General features: G+C 64.9%; 15 protein-coding genes. 5 read left to right on the plus strand and 10 right to left on the minus strand.

All coding sequences use genetic code 11. The features are described 5' to 3' along the window. Positions 1-16: 16 nt before the first annotated feature. Both ACFLEY_RS18580 and ACFLEY_RS18585 read right to left on the minus strand, forming a co-directional pair. Complete coding sequence (locus ACFLEY_RS18580; protein ID WP_249163068.1) at positions 17-1,246, minus strand: DNA polymerase IV; 1,230 nt, start codon at positions 1,244-1,246, stop codon at positions 17-19. A gap of 59 nt (positions 1,247-1,305) precedes the next feature. Then, positions 1,306-1,617: a DUF3572 domain-containing protein gene (locus ACFLEY_RS18585; RefSeq protein ID WP_011087883.1), complete on the minus strand. Its 312-nt coding sequence runs from the start codon at positions 1,615-1,617 to the stop codon at positions 1,306-1,308. 237 nt (positions 1,618-1,854) lie between these two features. On the opposite strand from ACFLEY_RS18585, the gene ACFLEY_RS18590 reads away from it, so the two are divergent. Both ACFLEY_RS18590 and ACFLEY_RS18595 read left to right on the plus strand, forming a co-directional pair. Next, entirely contained in the window at positions 1,855-2,220 is a 366-nt protein-coding gene (locus ACFLEY_RS18590) for a response regulator (protein ID WP_007603272.1), read from the plus strand. Positions 2,221-2,234: 14 nt separating this feature from the next. After that, the gene (locus ACFLEY_RS18595; RefSeq protein WP_028171565.1) at positions 2,235-3,608 is read left to right on the plus strand and encodes a PleD family two-component system response regulator; all 1,374 of its coding nucleotides are present in this window, start codon (positions 2,235-2,237) and stop codon (positions 3,606-3,608) included. A 311-nt stretch (positions 3,609-3,919) separates the two neighbouring features. Here the strand turns inward: ACFLEY_RS18595 and ACFLEY_RS18600 are convergent, their stop codons facing one another. Continuing rightward, positions 3,920-4,525 (minus strand): TetR/AcrR family transcriptional regulator, encoded by a 606-nt coding sequence (locus ACFLEY_RS18600; protein WP_060913132.1) that lies wholly within the window; start codon positions 4,523-4,525, stop codon positions 3,920-3,922. Positions 4,526-4,656: 131 nt separating this feature from the next. Between ACFLEY_RS18600 and ACFLEY_RS18605 the strand changes: the two genes are divergently transcribed. Beyond that, positions 4,657-5,889, plus strand: a complete 1,233-nt coding sequence (locus tag ACFLEY_RS18605) for an MFS transporter (RefSeq protein WP_060912513.1) — start codon at positions 4,657-4,659, stop codon at positions 5,887-5,889. Between the two features lie 112 nt (positions 5,890-6,001). Here ACFLEY_RS18605 and ACFLEY_RS18610 read toward each other — a convergent pair whose 3' ends face one another. Beyond that, entirely contained in the window at positions 6,002-6,949 is a 948-nt protein-coding gene (locus ACFLEY_RS18610; RefSeq protein ID WP_060912512.1) for an AraC family transcriptional regulator, read from the minus strand. A gap of 223 nt (positions 6,950-7,172) precedes the next feature. Between ACFLEY_RS18610 and ACFLEY_RS18615 the strand changes: the two genes are divergently transcribed. After that, complete coding sequence (locus ACFLEY_RS18615; protein WP_396604707.1) at positions 7,173-10,025, plus strand: ATP-binding protein; 2,853 nt, start codon at positions 7,173-7,175, stop codon at positions 10,023-10,025. 1,118 nt (positions 10,026-11,143) lie between these two features. Here the strand turns inward: ACFLEY_RS18615 and rpmG are convergent. Both rpmG and ACFLEY_RS18625 read right to left on the minus strand, forming a co-directional pair. Next, a complete protein-coding gene (gene rpmG / locus ACFLEY_RS18620) occupies positions 11,144-11,311 on the minus strand; it encodes a 50S ribosomal protein L33 (RefSeq protein ID WP_007603295.1) in 168 nt (55 codons plus the stop codon). 124 nt (positions 11,312-11,435) lie between these two features. Beyond that, the gene (locus ACFLEY_RS18625) at positions 11,436-12,761 is read right to left on the minus strand and encodes an LLM class flavin-dependent oxidoreductase (RefSeq protein WP_060912510.1); all 1,326 of its coding nucleotides are present in this window, start codon (positions 12,759-12,761) and stop codon (positions 11,436-11,438) included. 293 nt (positions 12,762-13,054) lie between these two features. Here ACFLEY_RS18625 and ACFLEY_RS18630 point away from each other — a divergent pair, with 293 nt between their 5' ends. Then, a complete protein-coding gene (locus tag ACFLEY_RS18630) occupies positions 13,055-13,603 on the plus strand; it encodes a hypothetical protein (protein WP_060912509.1) in 549 nt (182 codons plus the stop codon). 57 nt (positions 13,604-13,660) lie between these two features. Here the strand turns inward: ACFLEY_RS18630 and ACFLEY_RS18635 are convergent, their stop codons facing one another. The 4 genes from ACFLEY_RS18635 to topA are packed head-to-tail and all read right to left on the minus strand — an operon-like array spanning position 13,661 to position 19,991. Beyond that, positions 13,661-14,413 (minus strand): NUDIX hydrolase, encoded by a 753-nt coding sequence (locus tag ACFLEY_RS18635; protein ID WP_060913131.1) that lies wholly within the window; start codon positions 14,411-14,413, stop codon positions 13,661-13,663. A gap of 31 nt (positions 14,414-14,444) precedes the next feature. Next, positions 14,445-14,885, minus strand: a complete 441-nt coding sequence (locus ACFLEY_RS18640) for a DUF983 domain-containing protein (protein ID WP_028171573.1) — start codon at positions 14,883-14,885, stop codon at positions 14,445-14,447. Further along, positions 14,879-17,227, minus strand: coding sequence for a ribonuclease R (gene rnr, locus ACFLEY_RS18645; protein WP_060912508.1), 2,349 nt, complete (start codon positions 17,225-17,227; stop codon positions 14,879-14,881). Before rnr ends, ACFLEY_RS18640 begins: the two co-directional genes overlap by 7 nt. Before the next feature lie 7 nt (positions 17,228-17,234). Continuing rightward, entirely contained in the window at positions 17,235-19,991 is a 2,757-nt protein-coding gene (topA, locus tag ACFLEY_RS18650; RefSeq protein ID WP_211433828.1) for a type I DNA topoisomerase, read from the minus strand. Between the last annotated feature and the right edge of the window lie 194 nt (positions 19,992-20,185).

Here is a 20,185-nt window from a genome sequence, read left to right on the forward strand (position 1 = left end):
ATTGAGCAGGACTCGATCACTCCTGCTGTCCTGTTTCGGGACCATCATACGCGATGCCACGAATGACGGCGGAGTTGCCGAACTTCTTGCGCAGACTGTCCACCGCGCGCTCGGCGTGGGCGGCGCGGCGGTCGAGCATGTCGGTGTCGTCGGCGGGCGAGCCTTCGCGCAGTGCGCTGACGCCGGCGCCCATCAGGCGGAAGGCGGTACCGTCGATCTCCTTGGCCAGCATCTCGCGGCAGATCGAAAAGATCTTTGCGGCGAGCTGCGTTGGCGCTGCGATCGACTGCGAGCGCGTGCGCTGGCGGAAGTCGGCGGTCTTCAGCTTCAGCGTGACGGTCGAGCCGGCAAGCTCGCTGCTCTTGAGCCGCGACGACGTCTTCTCGCAGAGCCGCCAGAGAATCTTCTCCAGCGTCGCGAAATCGCGGATGTCGGTCTCGAAGGTGGTTTCGCTGGAAATCGTCTTGGCGCCCCGATCGGGCTCGACGCGGCGGTCGTCGATGCCGCGGGCAAGCCGCCACAGCCGGCGGCCGTCGCTCGGAAATTGCCGCATCATCTCGATCTCGTCGGCCTTCTGAAGATCGGCGATGATGCGGAAGCCGCGCTGCACCAGGCGTTCCTGCGTCGCAGGACCGACGCCGAAGATGAAGCCGACCGGCCTCGAAGCCAGCATCAAACGCGCTTCCTCCTGATCGAGTGCGGCAAAGCCGCGCGGCTTGTCGAGGTCGGAGGCGATCTTGGCCAGGAACTTGTTGCAGGAGAGGCCGACCGAGACGCTGATGCCGATGTCGCGCTCGATGTTGCGCGCAAACCGCGCCAGCACCTTGGCCGGGATCATGCCGTGGACCCGCTCGGTGCCGGAGAGATCGAGGAAGGCCTCGTCGATCGAGAGCGGCTCGACCAGCGGCGTCAGCGCCTGCATGGCCTGGCGTACCTCGCGGCCGACGCGGACGTATTTCGCCATGTCGGGACGGATCACGATCGCGTGCGGGCAGGCATCGAGCGCCTTGAACATCGGCATCGCCGAGCGCACGCCATAGGTGCGTGCGATGTAGCAGGCGGCCGACACGACGCCGCGCTTGCCCCCGCCGATGATGACGGGCTTGTCGGCGATGTCAGGATTGTCGCGCTTCTCGACTGTCGCATAGAAGGCGTCGCAGTCGATATGGGCGATGGTCAGGCTCGAGAGCGCGCGGTGGCGGACGAGGCGAGGGGAACCGCAAGCCGAGCAGCGCCGCACGCCCATATCCAGATCGACCAGGCAATCCCGGCAGAAGCAGCGGGGCCCGGCCGGGTCGGAGACGGTCACGGCACGTCGCGCTCCCAGGTCCGGTCGCCGAGCGCGTCGCCCAGCACCTGCCGCGCCGCGGCAACGTTGGTCGGATGCAGCTCCGAGGCCGTGGCAAAGGCCTTCACGGTCGCGTCATCGCGCAGCACGAAATCGAGTACGCTGAGGAGGAAATTGGGGTCCGAGGCGGCGTTCCGAAGGGTCTCCGGGCCGACACCTGTCTCGGCCAGGAACAGGCCCAGCCGCTCGGGCTCGCCCGCGACAAAGGACAATGCCTGAATCGCAACGATTTCAGCGACTTCGCGGGGGTTGTGAACAGGCTTTTTCAAGGGCCCAGTTTGCCTTTCCGTTAACTTTCAGTGTCTACTTTGGAATATGCCCGAGTCTCGCGCCTGAGTCTTGCGACGCCCGACAAGCAACTGGAAACCACATCGCAGAAAGTGGCCCCTCGGGTTTAACGAAACTAGAGCGAATCTGAGGCTAGTTTGAATCCAGTTTTCGAAGCGCCGGGGAGCGGCGCCTGAGGCGTCACATGTATCGGGCTTCGTGCCAATCAGGAGGACGGGATGGCTAAGACCGTCCTGATCGTGGAAGACAACGAGCTCAACATGAAGCTCTTCCGCGACCTGTTGGAGGCGCACGGTTACCAGACCACGGGCACCAGCAACGGCTACGAGGCGCTGGATCTCGTTCGGAAGATGCGGCCCGACCTCGTGCTGATGGATATCCAATTGCCGCAGGTCTCGGGCCTGGAGGTGACGCGCTGGATCAAGGACGATCCGGAGTTGCGCTCCATTCCCGTCGTCGCGGTCACGGCCTTCGCGATGAAGGGCGACGAAGAGCGCATCCGCGAGGGCGGCTGCGAAGCCTATTTGTCCAAGCCGATCTCGGTCGGCAAGTTCATTGAGACGGTCCGGCGTTTTATCGGATAGGAAGTGAGTTCAAAGTGTCCGCGCGTATCCTGGTTGTCGATGACGTTCCTGCCAACGTCAAACTCCTCGAGGCCCGGCTTTCCGCCGAATATTTCGACGTGATGACCGCCTCGAACGGCACCGAGGCGCTGGCGATCTCCCGCCGCGCCGAATGCGACATCATCCTGCTCGACGTGATGATGCCCGACATGGACGGCTTCGAGGTCTGCCGCCGTCTGAAGACCGATCCGGCGACGCACCACATCCCCGTCGTGATGGTGACGGCGCTCGACAGCCCGTCCGACCGCAACCGCGGGCTGGAAGCGGGCGCCGACGATTTCCTGACCAAACCCGTCTCCGACGTCGTGCTGATCGCACGCGTGCGCTCGCTGACGCGGCTGAAGATGATGACCGACGAGCTGCGCATGCGCGCCATCACCTCGCTCGAGATCGGCATGCAGGCGCCGGAGCGCACTGCGGTCGCCGACACCGGCAAGGGCGGCCGCATCCTGCTGGTCGACGACCGCCAGTCCTCCTATGAGCGGCTGGCGAGCCTGCTCGCCGCCGAGCACACCGTCGATGTCGAGCCGAACCCGACCGAAGCGCTGTTCCACGCCGCCGAGGGCAATTACGACCTGCTGATCGTCTCGCTCGACCTCAACAATTTCGATGGCCTCAGGCTGTGCAGCCAGGCGCGCTCGCTGGAGCGCACGCGCCACGTGCCGATCCTGGCGATCGCGGACCCCGAGAATTCGACGCGGCTGCTCCGCGGCCTCGAGATCGGCGTCAACGACTACCTGCTGCGACCGATCGACAAGACCGAGCTGCTGGCGCGCGCCCGCACCCAGATCCGCCGCCGCCGCTACACCGATCATCTGCGCGACAACGTGCAGAATTCGATCGAGATGGCGATCACCGACGCGCTCACCGGCCTGCACAATCGCCGCTACATGGAGAGCCATCTGGCGACGCTCGCCGAGCAGGCCGCAACCCGCGGCAAGCCGCTGGCGCTGATGATCCTGGACATCGACTATTTCAAGTCGATCAACGACAATTACGGCCACGATGCCGGCGACGACGTGCTTCGCGAATTCGCGGTGCGCGTGCGCAAGTCGATCCGCGGCATTGACCTCGCCTGCCGCTATGGCGGCGAGGAGTTCGTCATCGTGATGCCGGAGACCGATCTCCACGTCGCCGGCATGGTCGCCGAGCGCCTGCGCCGCTCGATCGCGGGCGAGCCGTTCGCGATCCACAAGGGCACCAAGCGCATCGAGGTCACGATCTCGATCGGCCTCACAACGCTGGAGCAGAAGGGCGAGGCGGTCGCCGACGTCCTCAAGCGCGCCGACACCGCGCTGTATCGCGCGAAGCACGACGGCCGCAATCGCGTGGTCTCGCAGGCGGCGTGAGGGCGGCTCGCACAAAAGTTGCGAAAACAACCCCATGCACAGTAGCCGGCGCTAGCCGGATCAAGGGCTTACGCGGGTAGCAAACAGGCTTGCGCCGGCAGCGGCGCCATTTGACCCGTCGGGCAAAACAGGGGCATATTGGTATCGTCGGGTAGTGGGACAAATACTGCGGCCACATACTCAGTGTCGTCCCGGCGGAGGCCGGGACCCATAACCCCAGGGAGGGGTTGTGGTGCGAGCAGGTAACTCCGAGTCTTCGCCAAACATTTGCCTGTGGTTATGGGTCCCGGCCTTCGCCGGGACGACAGTGTTTATTGTGGCGCGGGCTTGCGTCCCTTTGTCGGCTTCGCACCATCCCCCACATCCACCCCCGCATTCCGCAACAACACCTTCGCCGCTTCCTTCGCGGCGCGCGCCATCGCGGGGTCGTCGCGGACGAGGTCCTGGGCGATCGAGCCGTCGACCAGCAGCACGAGCTGCGTTGCCAGCGCGTCCGCATTCGCAACGCCGAGCTCGTTGAGCCGCTCGCGAAACCAGACGCGGCGGCTTTCCTTGAAGGCGACCGCGATCTTCCTCACCGCGCGGTCCTTTGGGCCGAGCTCGGCCACCGCATTCACGAACGGGCAGCCGCGAAAATCCTTCGCCGCAAAACGGCGCTCCAGCGAATCGAAGGTGGCGAGGATCTGCTCGGCCGGCGGCTTGTCGGAGGGGCGCGGGGCTACGAAACGGCGCTCGAGGTAAGCCGCGATCAGCGCGTCCTTGGAGGGGAAGTGGTTGTACAGCGTGCGCTTGGAGATGCCGATCTCGGCCGCGATGGTGTCGACGCCGATGGCGCGAATGCCTTGCAGATAGAACAGCTTGTCGGCGGTCTCGAGGATCCGCTCCTTCATCGTCTGTGGGGTCGTCGGGGGAGCCATGCAGCAGCGCGCGTCCTGTTCGCTTGACAGCGTGCACCTTTTCATAGCCTAAGTACACAGGTCTGTGTAACCAAAATCAACTGATATTGCAGACGTCGGCGCTCGCGCCGCGCCCACGAGGCAGAAGAAAAATGCCCCTGTTGCAGGTCCTGCGGCCGACCTTGCCCATCCTGATCGGCGCCTCGATCATGCTGACGCTAAGCATGGGGTTGCGGCAGAGCCTCGGCATCTTCATGCAGCCGCTGACTCACGACATCCACATTTCGATCTCGGATTTCACGCTGGCGCTCGCCGTGCAGAACCTCGCCTGGGGCTTTCTCCAGCCGCTCGCCGGCGCGATGACGGTGCGCTACGGCTTCCGCCCGATCATGATCGTCGGCTCGCTGATGTACATCGCAGGCCTCATTCTGATGGCGACCGCGGGCGGGCTCGTCAGCATCATGATCGGCGCCGGCGTGCTGATCGGCACCTCGCTCGCCTGCACCGCGGCGGCGATCGCGATGTCGGTGGCCGCGCGCGCTGTGCCCGAGACCGTCCGGTCCACCGTGCTCGGCATCGTCTCCGGCGCGGGCTCGCTCGGCGCGCTGCTGTCCGCGCCGATCGGGCAGTTGCTCAACGAAGGCTTTGGCTGGCGCGTCGGGCTCGCCGGCTTCGTCATCATGTCGGTGCTGATGATCCCTGCGGCCTGGTATGCGGGGCGTGTCGACAAGGTCCCGCTGCCGAAGCCGGCCGCCGACGATATCGGCGACGCCACGGCCGCATCGGTGGCGACGGCCGCGTTCGGCAACGCCTCCTTCGCGGTGATGACCTGCGCCTATCTCGTCTGCGGCATGCAGCTCGTGTTCCTCACGACGCACCTGCCGTCCTACCTCGCGATCTGCGGCCTCGATCCGATGCTGAGCGCGCAGACGCTCGGCATGATCGGCGGCTTCAACGTGCTGGGCTCGCTGTTCTTCGGCTGGGCCGGCCAGCGCTGGAATAAGCTCGCGCTGTTAGGGGGCATCTACATCCTGCGCTCGCTGGCGCTCGCCTGGTACTTCATGCTGCCGGCGACGTCGTTCTCGACGCTGCTGTTCGGCGCCATCATGGGCTTCCTGTGGATGGGTGTAGGGCCGCTGGTGGCAGGCGCGGTCGCCGAGATGTTCGGTCTGCGCTGGCAGGCGATGATCCAGGGCCTCGCCTTCATGAGCCACCAGATCGGCAGCTTCCTCGGCGCCTACGGCGGAGGGGTGCTCTACGACGCGCTCGGCTCCTACACCATGGCCTGGCGCATCGGCGTCGCGCTCGGTCTTGCCGGCGGCATCGTGCAGGTGGCGTTCGCGCTGATCCGGCCGTCGCAGCCGCCGGTGCTGCGGACGGCGTAGCCGGGGCGGGGACTCGTGAGCGGCGGTTTGGGGGGATGCGGATGTCGCAGGATCTCACGGAAATGAGCTGTAGCTGCGCAGCCGATTGCAGCGCCTGCAGGGCGATTGCTGCTTAACGGAGACGTCGCCGCCAGTCGCTCGGTGTCACGCCGGCGAGTTTTCTGAACGCCGCGGCAAAGGCGGTTTGGGAGGCGTACCCGAGCGCCGCTGCGATCGAGACGACCGAATCGTCAGTATCGCGCAGCATGTTCATGGCTTGCTCGAGTCGGTACTGGCGGAGCCAGGCATGCGGCGAGAGCCCTGTGCTTTCCTTGAAGGCACGACAGAAATGGAAGCGTGACAGGCCGGCATCCGAAGCAAGCATCGCGAGAGAGACATCGGAATCGCTCTCCGAGCGCAGGCGATCGATCGCGCGGCGGAGGGCTGTTGGCGACAGCCCGCCGATCAGTGCCTGGATCGCGGTAGGCGAACCGACGTGCGCGGCCAAGATGCGGGTGGCCAGGAGATCTGTCAGTTGATGTCTGAACAAGGCATCCAGGGCCGCATTGCCGTCCAGTGCATCCGCTGCACTCAGCAGCAGGCGGGATGTGACGGGATCGGGATGCCCCGTTCGCTCCATGAGGTCGCCAGGTGCAGCCGCGCGGGCTTCCCGGGCGACACGATCGAGCGTCGTGTGGGGGAGGTAGAGCTGAACGACATTGATGTCCCCGGCAATGTCCCATCGGGCGCTTGAGCCTGCCGGAATGATCGTCACCACGCCGGAACGGGCCGTTCCGATCGCGACCGACTTGCCGGCGCGCCGCTCAAGTCGCTGCACGCCGCACGGGTAAGTCATGACGACATGATTGGCCATGGGTTCAACGACGTCATGTAGCGCGCCATGTTTCCAATGGGCGATGGCGCCGCCCAACGGATCGGAGGCCATACGAATTGGCGCGGTCTTGAGGACCCGCGCCATCTCCACATCGGCCGGGCGGAGCTCGGGAACCGGAACGTCCCTCGGGTGCGCCGCCGGCGAGAACAGAGCCGCCAAGGGATCGTGCAAGATGGTCTTGTTCATGGGCTTGTGCTCGACATTGTCGTGCGCCGTCCTATCCGATGGCGAACAAGCTAAGCCCAACCGTCGCGAATGGCCCGTCATGCGTTGTGAAATGTTGTTAGGAGGCGTCAGTCCTTCGCCCTTGGTAGTGTGAGGACTGCACGGCAATTTCCCGACCGTTGGCCTGACGCGGGACCTTGGCCTAAAATGTGGTCCGGAGCATGGGCACAATGCGACGGTTCCAATGACGACGCACGGCAAGGAAGTCCTGTCGTTCGGGCCGTTTCGCCTGACTGCAAGCGAGCGGTTGCTCACCAAAGACGGAGTTCCCGTCGACCTGGGCGCACGCGCCTACGAAATTCTGACCGCTCTTGTCTCCACGCCGAATGAAGTCATCAGCAAGAAAGACCTTCTGTCGCTGGTCTGGCCCAACGTCACGGTCGAAGAGGGCAGCCTGCGTGGTCAAATGGCCAGCCTGCGCAAGATGCTCGGCGACGGAAAAGACGGCGCGCGATACATAACGACCGTGGCCGGTCGAGGCTACTGCTTCGTAGCGCCAGTCTCACGGTCGCTCGGGGAGCCCGAGGCGGCATCAGCTGCCGCTGAGAGCTTTCGAAACGCCAACCTGCCCGTCCGTCCCGCAGGATTGATCGACCGGGAAGATGATCTGCAAAGGGTCGCCGCCCAGCTGGAAGTGGCGCGCTTCGTCACGGTGGTCGGCCTCGGAGGCGTCGGCAAGACCACGCTCGCGACCGCGCTCGGGCACCACCTGATTGAGGCATTCGGGGGCGCGGTGCTGTTTGTCGATCTGAGCATGTTGAGCGATTCACGGCTGGTGACGAGTACCGTCGCATCCATGCTGGGACTATCGGTGCGATCGGACGACGCTACGCCGAACCTGATCGCCTATCTTCGGGACAAGCGGGTCCTGTTGATCCTCGACACCTGCGAACATCTGATCGAGTCGGTAGCGACCTTCGCGTCGTGCGTCTTCAGAGAGACCCCGCAAGTCCACATACTCGCGACCAGCAGAGAAGCGCTACAGGTTGATGGGGAGCAGATCTATCGACTGGAGCCGTTGGCATGCCCGCCAGACGACGCGATGCCAACGGCGGCAATTGCGCGATCGTTCCCAGCCACGCAGCTGTTCGTCGAACGCGCAGCGGCGAGCGGCGCCCGGTTGGATCTCGACGATGCAGACGCGCCAATCGTGGTCGGTATCTGCCGGAAGCTGGACGGCGTGGCATTGGCCATAGAGCTGGCAGCAAGGCGCGTCGAGGCCTATGGATTGCGCGATACGGCGGCTCTGCTCGACCAGCGCTTGACCTTGTTGTGGCTGGGTTCGCGCACCGCGCCGCCGCGTCATAAGACTTTGCAGGCAACGCTGGACTGGAGCTACCGGTTGCTTTCCAGCGTCGAGCGGCTGGTACTTCGCCGGCTGGCCGTGTTCGTCGGACATTTCACGCTGGACGCAATGCTCGCGGTGGTCACAAGCGTCAACGTCGACCAGACCGCCGTCCTTGGCGCGATCGACAGCCTCATTGCCAAGTCGATGGTTACGACCCGCCCGATCGGAGCCATGATGCGCTATCGGCTGCTTGATACGACGCGCACTTACATTCTCGGGACGGAAATCACCGATCCGGAGGCTGCCGATCTGGCCGTGCGCCACGCAAACTACTTTCGGCGCTGGTCGGAGCAGGCGGGAAGGGAAAGGGCAGCGTTGTCGAGCGGCGCTGAAAGGGAGGCGCACCTTGCCGACCTCAACAATGTCCGGGCGGCGTTGGAATGGTGTTTTGGCGAGGGCGGCGATCCCGAAATCGGGATCAAGCTGGCGGCAGCCGCAGCGCCTGTCCTTTTGGCGATGTCGCTGTTGTCCGAATGCTATCGCTGGTCGCAGCACGCAATCGTCGCGCTGGAAGGCAGGACCCGCGGCGAACCGGAGGAGATGCAGCTCCAGGCAAACCTCGGGGTTGCGTCAATGCACATGAACGGGCCGAGCGACGCAGCGCGTGCGGCGTTGGACCGAAGCCTCGCGATTGCGGAGGCAGGCGGCAACGTGCTCAGCCAAGTTGGAATTCTCGGCACGCTGTCGATGTTCTGCACGCGCGACGGCGAATTCAAGACTGCGCTGGATCATGCAAGGCGCGCGCGGACGGTTGCCGGGGCCGCCGAGGACCCTCACGCGATGGCCCTGGCCCAATCGGCCGTGGGCAGGGCGCTCCACTTCATCGGTGAGCACGGCAGCGCCCGGTCGGAGCTCGAGGCTGCGCTCCAGCATTGGTCGCACGCCCAGCGGGCCTATCTTGGGTTCGATGACCGTATCCTGGTTGGCCTCGGCCTTGCGCGGGGCCTATGGGTGCAGGGGCATCCCACCAAGGCCGCGGTCCGCGCGCGCGAGACAATCAAAGACGCGGAATCCAGCACCAATCCCGCATCGCTTGCTGTCGCTCTTGCCTGGGCTCCGGACGTATTCGTCTGGAACGGCGATCTCGCAAGCGCCGAAGCACATGCTGACCGCCTGGTGGCGCATGCCCGGTCCCATTCCCTGGGCCCCTATCTTCATGTTGGCTACGGGTACAAAGGCATCCTCGCGATCCGTCGTGGCGATGCAAGGGGCGGCGTCGACACACTTCGCGGTTGCCTGAAGCACTGCCACGCGATGCACTACGAGGTGCGCAACACGGAGTTCAACATTCTCCTGGCGCAAGGGCTCCTCGCAATCGAACAGGTCGGCGAAGCCATAAGATTGGTCGACGACACGATCAGCCGGGCCGAGGAGAATGGAGATCTCTTCTTCATGCCAGAAGCGTTGCGTGTCAGGGGATGCGCCGTCCTGGCTATGCCGACCCGGGTTGACGATGCGGAACGCTGGTTCAAGCAGTCGCTCGAATTGAGCCGTCGCCAAGGCGCGCCCGCCTGGGAGTTACGCACCGCAATCGATCTGGCTGCGCTGTTGGCGGGTCGAGGGCAACCTGACGATGCCTGCGGGCTGTTAAGGCCCGTGTTCGAGCAATTCACGGAAGGCCTGGAGACGGCAGATCTGGCAGCTGCCGGCCGCCTGTTGGCGTCCCTGGTCGGCAGGACGAACTCGTGATGGAGACGGCCGTTGGCGCCGACTGCTGGCGCCAACGTTGGAATCGGACGGCTTCAACGTGGCGACCCGCGGCAAGCGCGGGCCGACATCCGGGGCTGAGTTCAAGCGGACGGGACTAGCGCGGACGCCCCGACCGCTTGAGTTCTGCGACCTTAAACCTGTTGCCGGCGGCCAGGCTGCTGCAGAACCAGTGGGCTCTGTTTCGATTCTCGCCCAGGAACACCTTCGTCTCGACGCAATTCTCGTAGGACGTATGGGTGATGGTGTCTCGGCACGTTGGCGAGAAAGGTCCATAATCTATGTTGCCGCCCGACTCGCTACAGCCAATCCAGGGCTCCTTGCCGTGTGGGAAACTTGATGCACAGCCCCCGTTGCAGCTGCTGGCGACTTTCTCCAGGCTGGCAATCCTCCCCATCACTGAACCCGGTGCATACGAAGGCGTCCGTGCGGTTGACGATGACGTTTGAACGGTTGACGCAGTCCGGCGCGATGATGCCCCGGTGTTTGCCGCCCGCTGCGGCGCCGGTGGCTTCGTCAATTGCTTCGGTGCATCGACCGTGACGGGGGGAAGTGTGGCGGCGGAGCCGGTCGGGATCTGCGACGCGGCGGGACCGCACACCAGGACGGTTGACAAGACAGCGACAGTTGAAGGCACGACAAGGCTTGATGACAATCTCATGACCATGTCCTTCCCAAATCCGGGACGGAAATGCCGTTCCGGTAAGTGCACGGTAACATACATTCCGGATCGGGCAACCGAGGGTTGAGCGGATGTCTACCGGTGGCCCGCGGCCGAGATGGCAGCCATGCAGAACGCGGAATGCTCGCGCCGTCATTGCGAGCCACCGGCCGCGCAAAGCGCGGCGCGATGACAGGCTCCGCGAGGCAATCCAGGGTGCCTCTGCAGAACGACTGGATTGCTCCGCAATTTTGTCGCGAGCTCCTCGCAATGACGGCGTGGAGAAGGAGTAGCGCGTCAGCTTCAGTCTCGCGCTCCGGACCCAGCGCCACAGCGCCCGCGCGTTGCCGCGCGCCCGGGACACGACAGACAAAATAAAAACGGGGCCGTGAGGCCCCGTCAAAAGTCCGTAACGTATCCCGCGATCTTACTTGATCTCTTACTTGATCTTGGCTTCGCGGAATTCGACGTGCTTACGCGCGACCGGGTCGTACTTCTTCTTGACCAGCTTGTCGGTCATGGTGCGCGAATTCTTCTTGGCGACGTAGTAGAAGCCGGTGTCGGCCGAGGACACGAGCTTGACCTTGATGGTGACCGCTTTGGCCATGTTCAGAACCTCAGAAATGAAGGGAATCTGGAGCCGGCCAAACGGCCCGCGTTGGCCGGCAACCTAGCCAGAAACCGACTGATGTCAAGGTTTTACACCCCGAAAACCACCCAAATCGGGCCCATTACGCCTCGAAGAACCGGTTATTCGGCCGTGGCAGGCCCAGATTCTCCCTCAAAGTGGCCCCTTCATATTCTTTCCTGAAAATCCCGCGCCGCTGGAGCTCCGGGACGACCTTGTCGACGAAATCGTCGAGGCCGGCGGGCAGGAACGGGAACATGATGTTGAAGCCGTCGGAGCCGCGCCCGACCAGCCATTCTTCCATCTGGTCGGCGATGGTCTTGGCGGTGCCGACAAAGGCCAGCCCGCCATAGCCGCCGACGCGCTGGGCGAGCTGGCGCACCGTGAGCTTTTCGCGGGCGGCGAGGTCCACCATGCGCTGGCGGCCGCTCTTGCTGGCGTTGGTCTCGGGGATCTCCGGCAGAGGCCCGTCCGGGTCGAAGCCCGACGCATCGGTGCCGAGGATGACGGAGAGCGAGGCGATGGCGCTGTCGTAATGCACGCGGCTGTCGAGCAGCGCGCGCTTCTCCTTGGCTTCATCGACGCTGTCGCCGACCACGACGAAGGCGCCGGGTAGGATCTTGAGATGTTCAGGGTCGCGGCCGACCTTCGCCATGCGGCCCTTGATATCGGCGTAGAGCTTTTGCCCGTCGGCGAGGCTGCCGCCGCCGGTGAACACGGCCTCCGCCGTCTCGGCCGCAAGCTGCCTGCCGTCTTCGGAGGCGCCGGCCTGCACGATCACCGGCCAGCCCTGCACCGGGCGGGCGATGTTGAGGGGGCCGCGCACCTTCAGATATTTGCCGTTGTGGTCGAGCGTGTGCATCTTCGAGGGCTCGAAGAACAGCCCGCTCTCGACATCGCGCACGAAGGCATCGTCGGCGAAGGAATCCCACAGGCCGGTGACGACGTCGTAGAACTCGCGGGCGCGCTTGTAGCGCTCGGCGTGCTCCATGTGATCTTCGAGCCCGAAATTCAGCGCGGCGTCCGGGTTCGAGGTAGTGACGATGTTCCAGCCCGCGCGGCCGCCGCTGAGATGGTCCAGCGAGGCGAAGCGGCGCGCGACGTGATAGGGCTCGTCAAAGGTGGTCGAGCCGGTCGCGATCAGGCCGATCCGCTCGGTGACCGCTGAGAGCGCCGACAGCAGCGTGAACGGCTCGAACGACGTCACGGTGTGGCTGCGCTTGAGCGCGTTGATCGGCATGTTCAGCACGGCGAGGTGATCGGCCATGAAGAAGGCGTCGAACTTGCCGGCCTCGAGCTTCCTGATCAGCGTCTTGATGTGGCCGAAATTGAAATTGGCGTCCGGCCAGGCCCCCGGATAGCGCCAGGCGCCGGTGTGGATGCTGATCGGGCGCATGAACGCGCCAAGCTTGAGTTGTCGTTGTGCCATCGCCCCGTATCCGTTCTGGGTGTCGTTGGGGGAAGACATAGGCATGAGTGGGAACTCCGCCATTGGGGGAGGCGGGAAGAATTTTTCGTATTTCGCGATCCACTCAGCACAATCCCGTCATTCCGGGGCGCCGCGTCAGCGGCGAGCCCCGAATCCATCGGGCCGCAGAGACTGACGCGCAATGGATTCCGGGCTCGCGCCAAGGGGCGCGCCCCGGAATGACGAAGGAGCGCCCATCGAACCAATCCGCCGCTCGCTCCGACCAAAGCCATGACCTCGTGAGGAGACCATCAATGGCAGGCGCGATGACAGTGGATGGCGGCATGGTCCGTATTGACCGGCCGATGCCCTGGATTGGCCGGCTGCTGTCGTTGCCGCTGCTGGCGGCCAGCGGTTATCTGCTGTGGAATGTCGCGCTCGGCCTGCGCCAGGATTTTTCCAGCTTCGGCCGGCTCGCCGATGACCTCGTGCCGGTGCTGGTGTTTACCGGCCTCGGGCTGCTCGTCGGCATCCCCGGCCTGATCCTGCTCACCTTCCGCTATTTCGTCGTGCTCAACGAGAGGCTGCGCCAGATCGTCATCACCAGCCAGTTCGGCCCGCTGAATATTCGCAAGCATCGCAATCTCGCCGACTATCATTTCATCAGCATCACCGACGACTACGATGCGGATCTGACGACCTATGACGTCAATCTCTGCGGCAACAAGGGCACCGAGCCGATCAACCTGATGAGCTTTACCCGGCGCGAGGAGGCGGGCAAGCTCGCGGGCGAGATCGGCCGCGTCCTCAAGCTGCCGGCGCGCGACTATGTCGGCACCGAGCCGGATAGCGACGACGCATAATAAGAATACTCGATCGGCTTAGCGCGGTTCACCTCTCCCTACGGGAGAGGTGAGCAGTCAGCTCAAAATATCCTTCTGCATCTTGCCGCCGTAGAAATGGAAGAACGGCACCGGCGCGTCGTGGCGGAGCGGGCCGGTGGCAAGGCGCGTGTCTAGCTCGTTGAGCACGTTGCGCGTCATCGGATGCAGATCGGCGAGCGGCTTCGAGCCGAGCTCGACCCAGACCAGCTCGACCAGCTCCGCATCCGCATGGATCACGCCCTCGACGCGATGGGTGATCGCGGAGGCATCCGCGGTGAAGAAGCGCGTGTCGAACCGCTTGACGCGACCGGGCGGGGTGATGGCGCGCGCGATCAGGAACAGGCCTGAGGGGTCGGGCAGCAGACCCGCATCCGCAAACGGCTTCCAGGCGCTGTCGAGCTTGGGCGCTTTCCCCTCGGCCTTGCGCCCGAGGCAGAGGCCGGTCTCCTCGCAGGCCTCGCGGATCGCGGCGATCGCCAGCGATTTTGCGCGTGAGGCCGGCGTCTTCGGGCTGCCCTTGGCGAGGCTGGCTTCCAGCTCGGAGGTGATGGGGGCCGCACACGGCACACGGTAGTCGGCCTTGTCGACGCGGCCGCCGGGGAAGACGAACTTGCCGGGCATGAACACCACCTTGTCGTGGCGCTTGCCGACCAGGACTTTCGGAACGGCGCCGCCGCGATCGACCAGGATCAGTGTCGCCGCATCCTTCGGGCGGAAATAGGGATGATGGTCGGCTTCCTTGCCCTCGTGGATCTTCGCCTTCTCGGCTGCCTGCAACGTGTCCGTCATGTCCTCACCCAAACCGCTTCTTGCTTATTGGTTACACCGGCGGAATACCATCCGGAGGGTTGTCGTCAAAGCCGTGCATGCGCAGGGCCCATTGCAATCCGACCACGGCGCCCTTGACCGGCTGGAGCAGCGCGAGCGAGGCGAAGAACGTGAAGGGCAGGTAGGCCGCGAAACTGAGCCAGACCGGCGTCGTGTAGTTGGTCTCGATCCAGAGGATGCCGGGCACCACGATGTGGCCGACGATGACGATGACGAGATAGGCGGGCAAATCGTCGGCGCGATGCGGCGTGAAGTCGAGGCTGCACGCCGAGCAATGATCAGCGGTCTTCAGGAAGGCGCGGAACAGTTTTCCTTCGCCGCAACGCGGGCAGCGGCCGCGAAAGCCGCGCTTCATTGCCGTCCAGACATCGCGCTTCTCGACGAGGCCGGTCTCACGCGTCCAGATTTTCGGGGCCGTGCTCATCGTCACCATGTCTTGCCCTTCTGGCTCTTGCCTTTTCCCTTGTTCTTCTTGCCCTTGCCGGGCTTCTTCGGCTTCGCCGGTTTTTGCTTCTTCGCCGGACTGCGTCCGGGATGCGCCTTGAACGAGGGGCGGCGTTGCCGACCGGATGCCCTGCGGCCCTGCGGCGCGGTCTCGCCGCTTGACGACAGCAGCTCGAAGCGCAGCGCGCCTGCGATCGGAGCTGCTTCTATCAGACGGACGTCGACCACGTCACCCAGCTGATGCATGGCGCCGCTGCGCGTGCCGACGAGGGCATGGCGGCTCTCGTCATAGTTGAAATATTCCGTGCCAAGGGATCGGATCGGGATCAGGCCGTCGGCGCCGGTCTCGCTCAGCTTGACGAACAGGCCGGCGCGCGTGACGCCGGAAACGCGGCCCTGGAAGCTGGAGCCGATGCGGTCGGCGAGATGGTGCGCGATCAGCCGGTCCACGGTCTCGCGCTCCGCCTTCATCGCGCGCCGCTCGGTCACCGAGATGTGGGCGGCGACCTCGCCGAGCGTTTCCGGTGTCTCGGTGTCGGGCAGCGCACCTTCGCCAAGGCCGAGCGCGCGAACCAGCGCGCGGTGCACGACGAGGTCGGCATAGCGGCGGATCGGCGAGGTGAAATGCGCATAGCGGCGCAGGTTGAGGCCGAAATGACCGTAATTCTCGGCGGAATATTCGGCCTGCGCCTGGGCGCGGAGCACGACCTCGCTCACCAGCGGGAAGTGGTCGTGGCCCTCGAGCTGGGCCAGCACGCGGTTGAACAGGGCCGGGCGCAGCGCGCCTGATTTGGCGAAGGGAACGTCGAGCGTCTCCAGAAACTCCGCGAGCGCGTGAACCTTCTCCAGCGTCGGCTCGTCATGCACGCGGTAGATCAGCGGCAGCGACTTCTTCTCCAGCATCTCGGCCGCCGCGACGTTGGCGAGGATCATGAACTCCTCGATCAGCTTGTGCGCATCGAGACGCTCCGGAACGATGACGCGATCGACCGTGCCGTCGCTCCTAAGCAGGATCTTGCGCTCGGGCAGATCGAGATTGAGCGGATCGCGCTCATCTCTTGCGCGCTTGACGCAGGCATAGGCGGTGTAGAGCGGCCTCAGGATCGGATCGAGCAGGGGGCCGGTGGTGTCGTCAGGCCGGCCGTCGATCGCGGCCTGCGCCTGTGCGTAGTTCAGCTTCGCCGCCGAGCGCATCAGGATGCGGTGGAACGTATGCGAGCGCTTGCGGCCGTCGGGGCCGATCACCATGCGCACCGCCAGCGCGCCGCGCGGCTCGCCCGGTACCAGCGAGCAGAGATTGTTGGAGATGCGCTCCGGCAGCATCGGCACGACGCGGTCGGGGAAATAGACCGAGTTGCCGCGGTCGAGCGCATCGCGGTCGAGCGCGGTGCCCGGCCGCACGTAGAAGCTCACGTCGGCAATGGCGACGTTGACGATGAAGCCGCCCTTGTTGTTGGGATCGCCGTCGGCCTGCGCATGCACCGCGTCGTCATGATCTTTCGCATCGGGCGGATCGATGGTGACGAGCGGGACGTCGCGCCAGTCCTCGCGCCCCTTCAGGTTCGCCGGCTCCGCCGCTTCGGCTTCACGTTCTGCCGCGGGGCGGAATTGCAGGGGAATGTCGTGCGCGTAGATCGCGATCAGGCTGATCGCCTTCTCCGACTTGACCGAGCCGAGCTTCTCCTTCACGCGGCCTGAGGCGAGGCCAAAGGCGCGTGAGCGGACGATGTCGACGCTGACGAGGTCGCCGTCCTGGGCGTCCTGTGCATCGGCCGCGGCAATGTTCAGTTCGCGGTCGGCGGATTTCTTGTCGACGGGGACGAGCCGTCCGCCGCCTTCGGGCAGACTGCGGAACACGCCGAGGATGCGGCTCTTGGCCTTGTCGAAGACCTTGATGATGTGGCCGCGATAGGCCGGGCCTTCGGTCTCGTCGATGCGCTCGACGCGCAGCAGGGCGCGGTCGCCGACGCCGGCGGCGGTGCCGGGCTTCGGCCGGCGCGGCATGACGATGAGGATTTTTGGCGGTTCGCCGCTTTCGACCTCGTCCCATTCGGTGGGGGAGGCGATCAGCTCGCCATCGGAGTCGCGGCCGGTGATGTCGGCGACCAGCGTCGACGGCAGGGTGTCCGGTTCCGAGACCTTGTGGCGCTTCTTCTTGATGGTCCCGTCGTCGGCGAGCTCGCGCAGCATGCGCTTGAGCTCGACGCGATCGGCGTTCTTCAGGCCGAACTCGCGCGCAATTTCGCGGGTGCCGACGTTTCCCTGATTTGCCTTGATGAAGGCGACGATGGCTTGCCTGTCGGGAAAGCCACGGTCATTCTTGCGTTTCACTTAACCTCTAATTCTTGCCGGCACTCTTCTTGGCCGGAGTGTTTGCAGGATTCTTGGTGGCGGCGGTCTTGGTCGGCGACGTCTTTGCAGTCGACGACACGGCGGCGCGCGCCTTGCTGGTGGATTCGGATTTGGCTGCGGCTTTCTTCGCGGCCGGTTTCTTGGGTTTGGGCGCGGCGTCATCGCCGCCGGCGGCCTTCGCCGCAGCCTTCTTGGCCTTGGCCGGCTTCGCCGCCTTCTTCGCCTTGGTCTTGCCGCCACCCTTGGCCGCGCGCTCGTCAATCAGTGCGATCGCCTGCGGCAGCGTGACGGTGTCCTTTTCGAACTCGGCCGGGATCGTCGCGTTGACGCCGCCGGCGGTGACATAGGCGCCGTAGCGGCCGCTCTTCACGGTGACGGTGCCGAGCGTCGGATGATCGCCGATCGCCTTGCCGGGGTCGGCGCCGAAGCGGCGGCTCGGGCCCTTGGCGACCTTTTCCGCGATCAGCGTCACGGCGCGGTTGAGGCCGATGTCGAAGACCTCGTCGCCGGCCTCGAGGCTGGCATAGGTCTTCTCGTGCTTCACGAACGGCCCGAAGCGGCCGAGGCCGGCGGTGATCGGCTCACCGGTCTCAGGATGCTTGCCGATCTCGCGCGGCAGCGACAGCAGCTTCAGCGCAAGTTCGAGCTCGACGTCGCCGGGCGAGGTGCCCTTCGGGATGCCCGCGCGCTTCGGCTTCTCGCCTTCCTCATAATCCTTCTGCTCGCCGAGCTGGATGTACGGGCCGAAGCGGCCAGCCTTGACCCGGACGTCGCGACCGGTGTCGGGATCCTGGCCGAGCGAACGGTCGGCCGTCGCCTCGCTGTCGGCGGCGAGCTGACGGGTGTAGCGGCACTCCGGATAGTTCGAGCAGCCGACGAAGGCGCCGAACTTGCCGGCCTTGAGATTGAGCCGGCCGTTGCCGCAGCTCGGGCACTGCCTGATGTCGCCGCCGTCGGCGCGGGGCGGATAGATGTGCTGTCCGAGCATGTCGTCGAGCACGTCAAGCACCTGCGCCACGCGCAAATCCTTGATCTCGTCGACGGCGCCGATGAAGCCGCTCCAGAAATCCTTCAGCACCTGCTGCCAGGAGATCTCGTTGTTGGAGATGCGGTCGAGCTGCTCTTCCAGGTTGGCGGTGAAGTCGTACTCGACGTAGCGGCTGAAGAAGCTTTCGAGGAACGCGACCACGACGCGGCCCTTGTCCTCGCCGTGCAGGCGCTTCTTCTCGAGCTTGACGTAGCCGCGGTCCTTCAGGACCTGGAGGATCGAGGCATAGGTCGAGGGCCGGCCGATGCCGAGCTCCTCCATGCGCTTGACCAGCGAGGCCTCGGAGAAGCGCGGCGGCGGCTCGGTGAAGTGTTGGGTGACGGCGAGCGACTGCCGCTTCAGGCCGTCGCCGGCGCTCATCGCGGGCAGGCGGCGGGAATCCTCGTCTTCCTCGTCGTCGCGGCCTTCCTGGTAGAGCGCGAGGAAGCCGTCGAACTTGACGACCTGGCCGGTGGCGCGCAGCTCCAGCGTACGGCCGCCGGCCTTCGCCGTGATGTCGACGGTGGTGCGCTCGAGTTCGGCCGCTTCCATCTGGCTCGCGATGGTGCGCTTCCAGATCAGCTCGTAGAGCCGCGCCTGATCGGAATCGAGCTTGCGGCTCATGCTGTCCGGGCGGCGGGACATGTCGGTCGGGCGGATCGCTTCGTGAGCTTCCTGGGCGTTCTTGGCCTTGGCCTGGTACTGGCGCGGGGCCTCCGGCACGTAGGCGTTGCCGTAATCCTCGCCGATCACCTTGCGCGCCTGGGTGATCGCGGACGGATCGATCTGCACGCCGTCGGTACGCATATAAGTAATGAGTCCGGTGGTCTCGCCGCCGATATCGATGCCTTCATAGAGGCGCTGGGCGATGCGCATCGTGTGCGCGGGCGCAAAGCCGTATTTGCGGCTGGCTTCCTGCTGCAGCGTCGAGGTGGTGAAGGGGGCCTGCGGATTGCGCCGGGCGGGCTTTGCATCGACCGCCGTGACCGCGTAGGCGGCGGCTTCCAGCGCCTTCTTGAAGTCTTCGGCTTCCGCGCCGGTGCCGATGTCGAGACGCTGGATCTTCTTGCCGTCGGCGCCGACGAGGCGCGCCTCGAACGCATCGCCGCGCGGGGTGAGCAGGGTCGCGACCAGCGACCAGTATTCGCGGGCGACGAACTTCTCGATCTCGAGCTCGCGGTCGCAGACGAGGCGCAGCGCCACCGACTGCACGCGGCCGGCCGAGCGGGCGCCCGGCAGCTTGCGCCACAGCACGGGGGAGAGGGTGAAGCCGACCAGATAGTCCAGCGCGCGGCGCGCCATATAGGCGTCGACCAGCGCGCCGTCGATCTGGCGCGGATGCTTCATCGCGTCCGTGACGGCCTGCTTGGTGATGGCGTTGAACACCACGCGCTCGATCTTCTGATCCTTGAGTGCGCGCTTCTCCTTCAACACCTCCAGCACGTGCCAGGAGATGGCCTCGCCCTCGCGATCAGGGTCGGTGGCGAGAATCAGGCGGTCGGCGTTCTTCAGAGACTTGGCGATATCGTTGAGCCGGCCGGCCGCCTTGGGGTCGACCTCCCAGATCATCTTGAAATTGGCGTCCGGATCGACGGAACCGTTCTTCGCCGGGAGGTCGCGGACATGGCCGAACGAGGCCAGAACCTCATAGGACGAGCCCAAATACTTGTTGATCGTCTTGGCTTTCGCCGGCGACTCCACAATGACGATATTCATGTAGTTCCAGTAACTTACGGGGAAATTCTAGGCCGAATTCGACGAGATTCGGGTCGGCCGTTTCGAACCGAACATGGGTGGTGAGGCCGTCGCTGTCAAATCGAGGGGTGTAGAAAGCCGCTGCGATGGGAAAAGTTTCATATCGAGAAAGTTGCAAAATACCACCTTGGAGTTGCGGTCGATGTGGGCGTAAT

It is taken from the genome of Bradyrhizobium sp. YCK136 (genome assembly GCF_044570075.1).
In the GTDB taxonomy this organism is placed as follows: Bacteria; Pseudomonadota; Alphaproteobacteria; order Rhizobiales; family Xanthobacteraceae; genus Bradyrhizobium; species Bradyrhizobium diazoefficiens.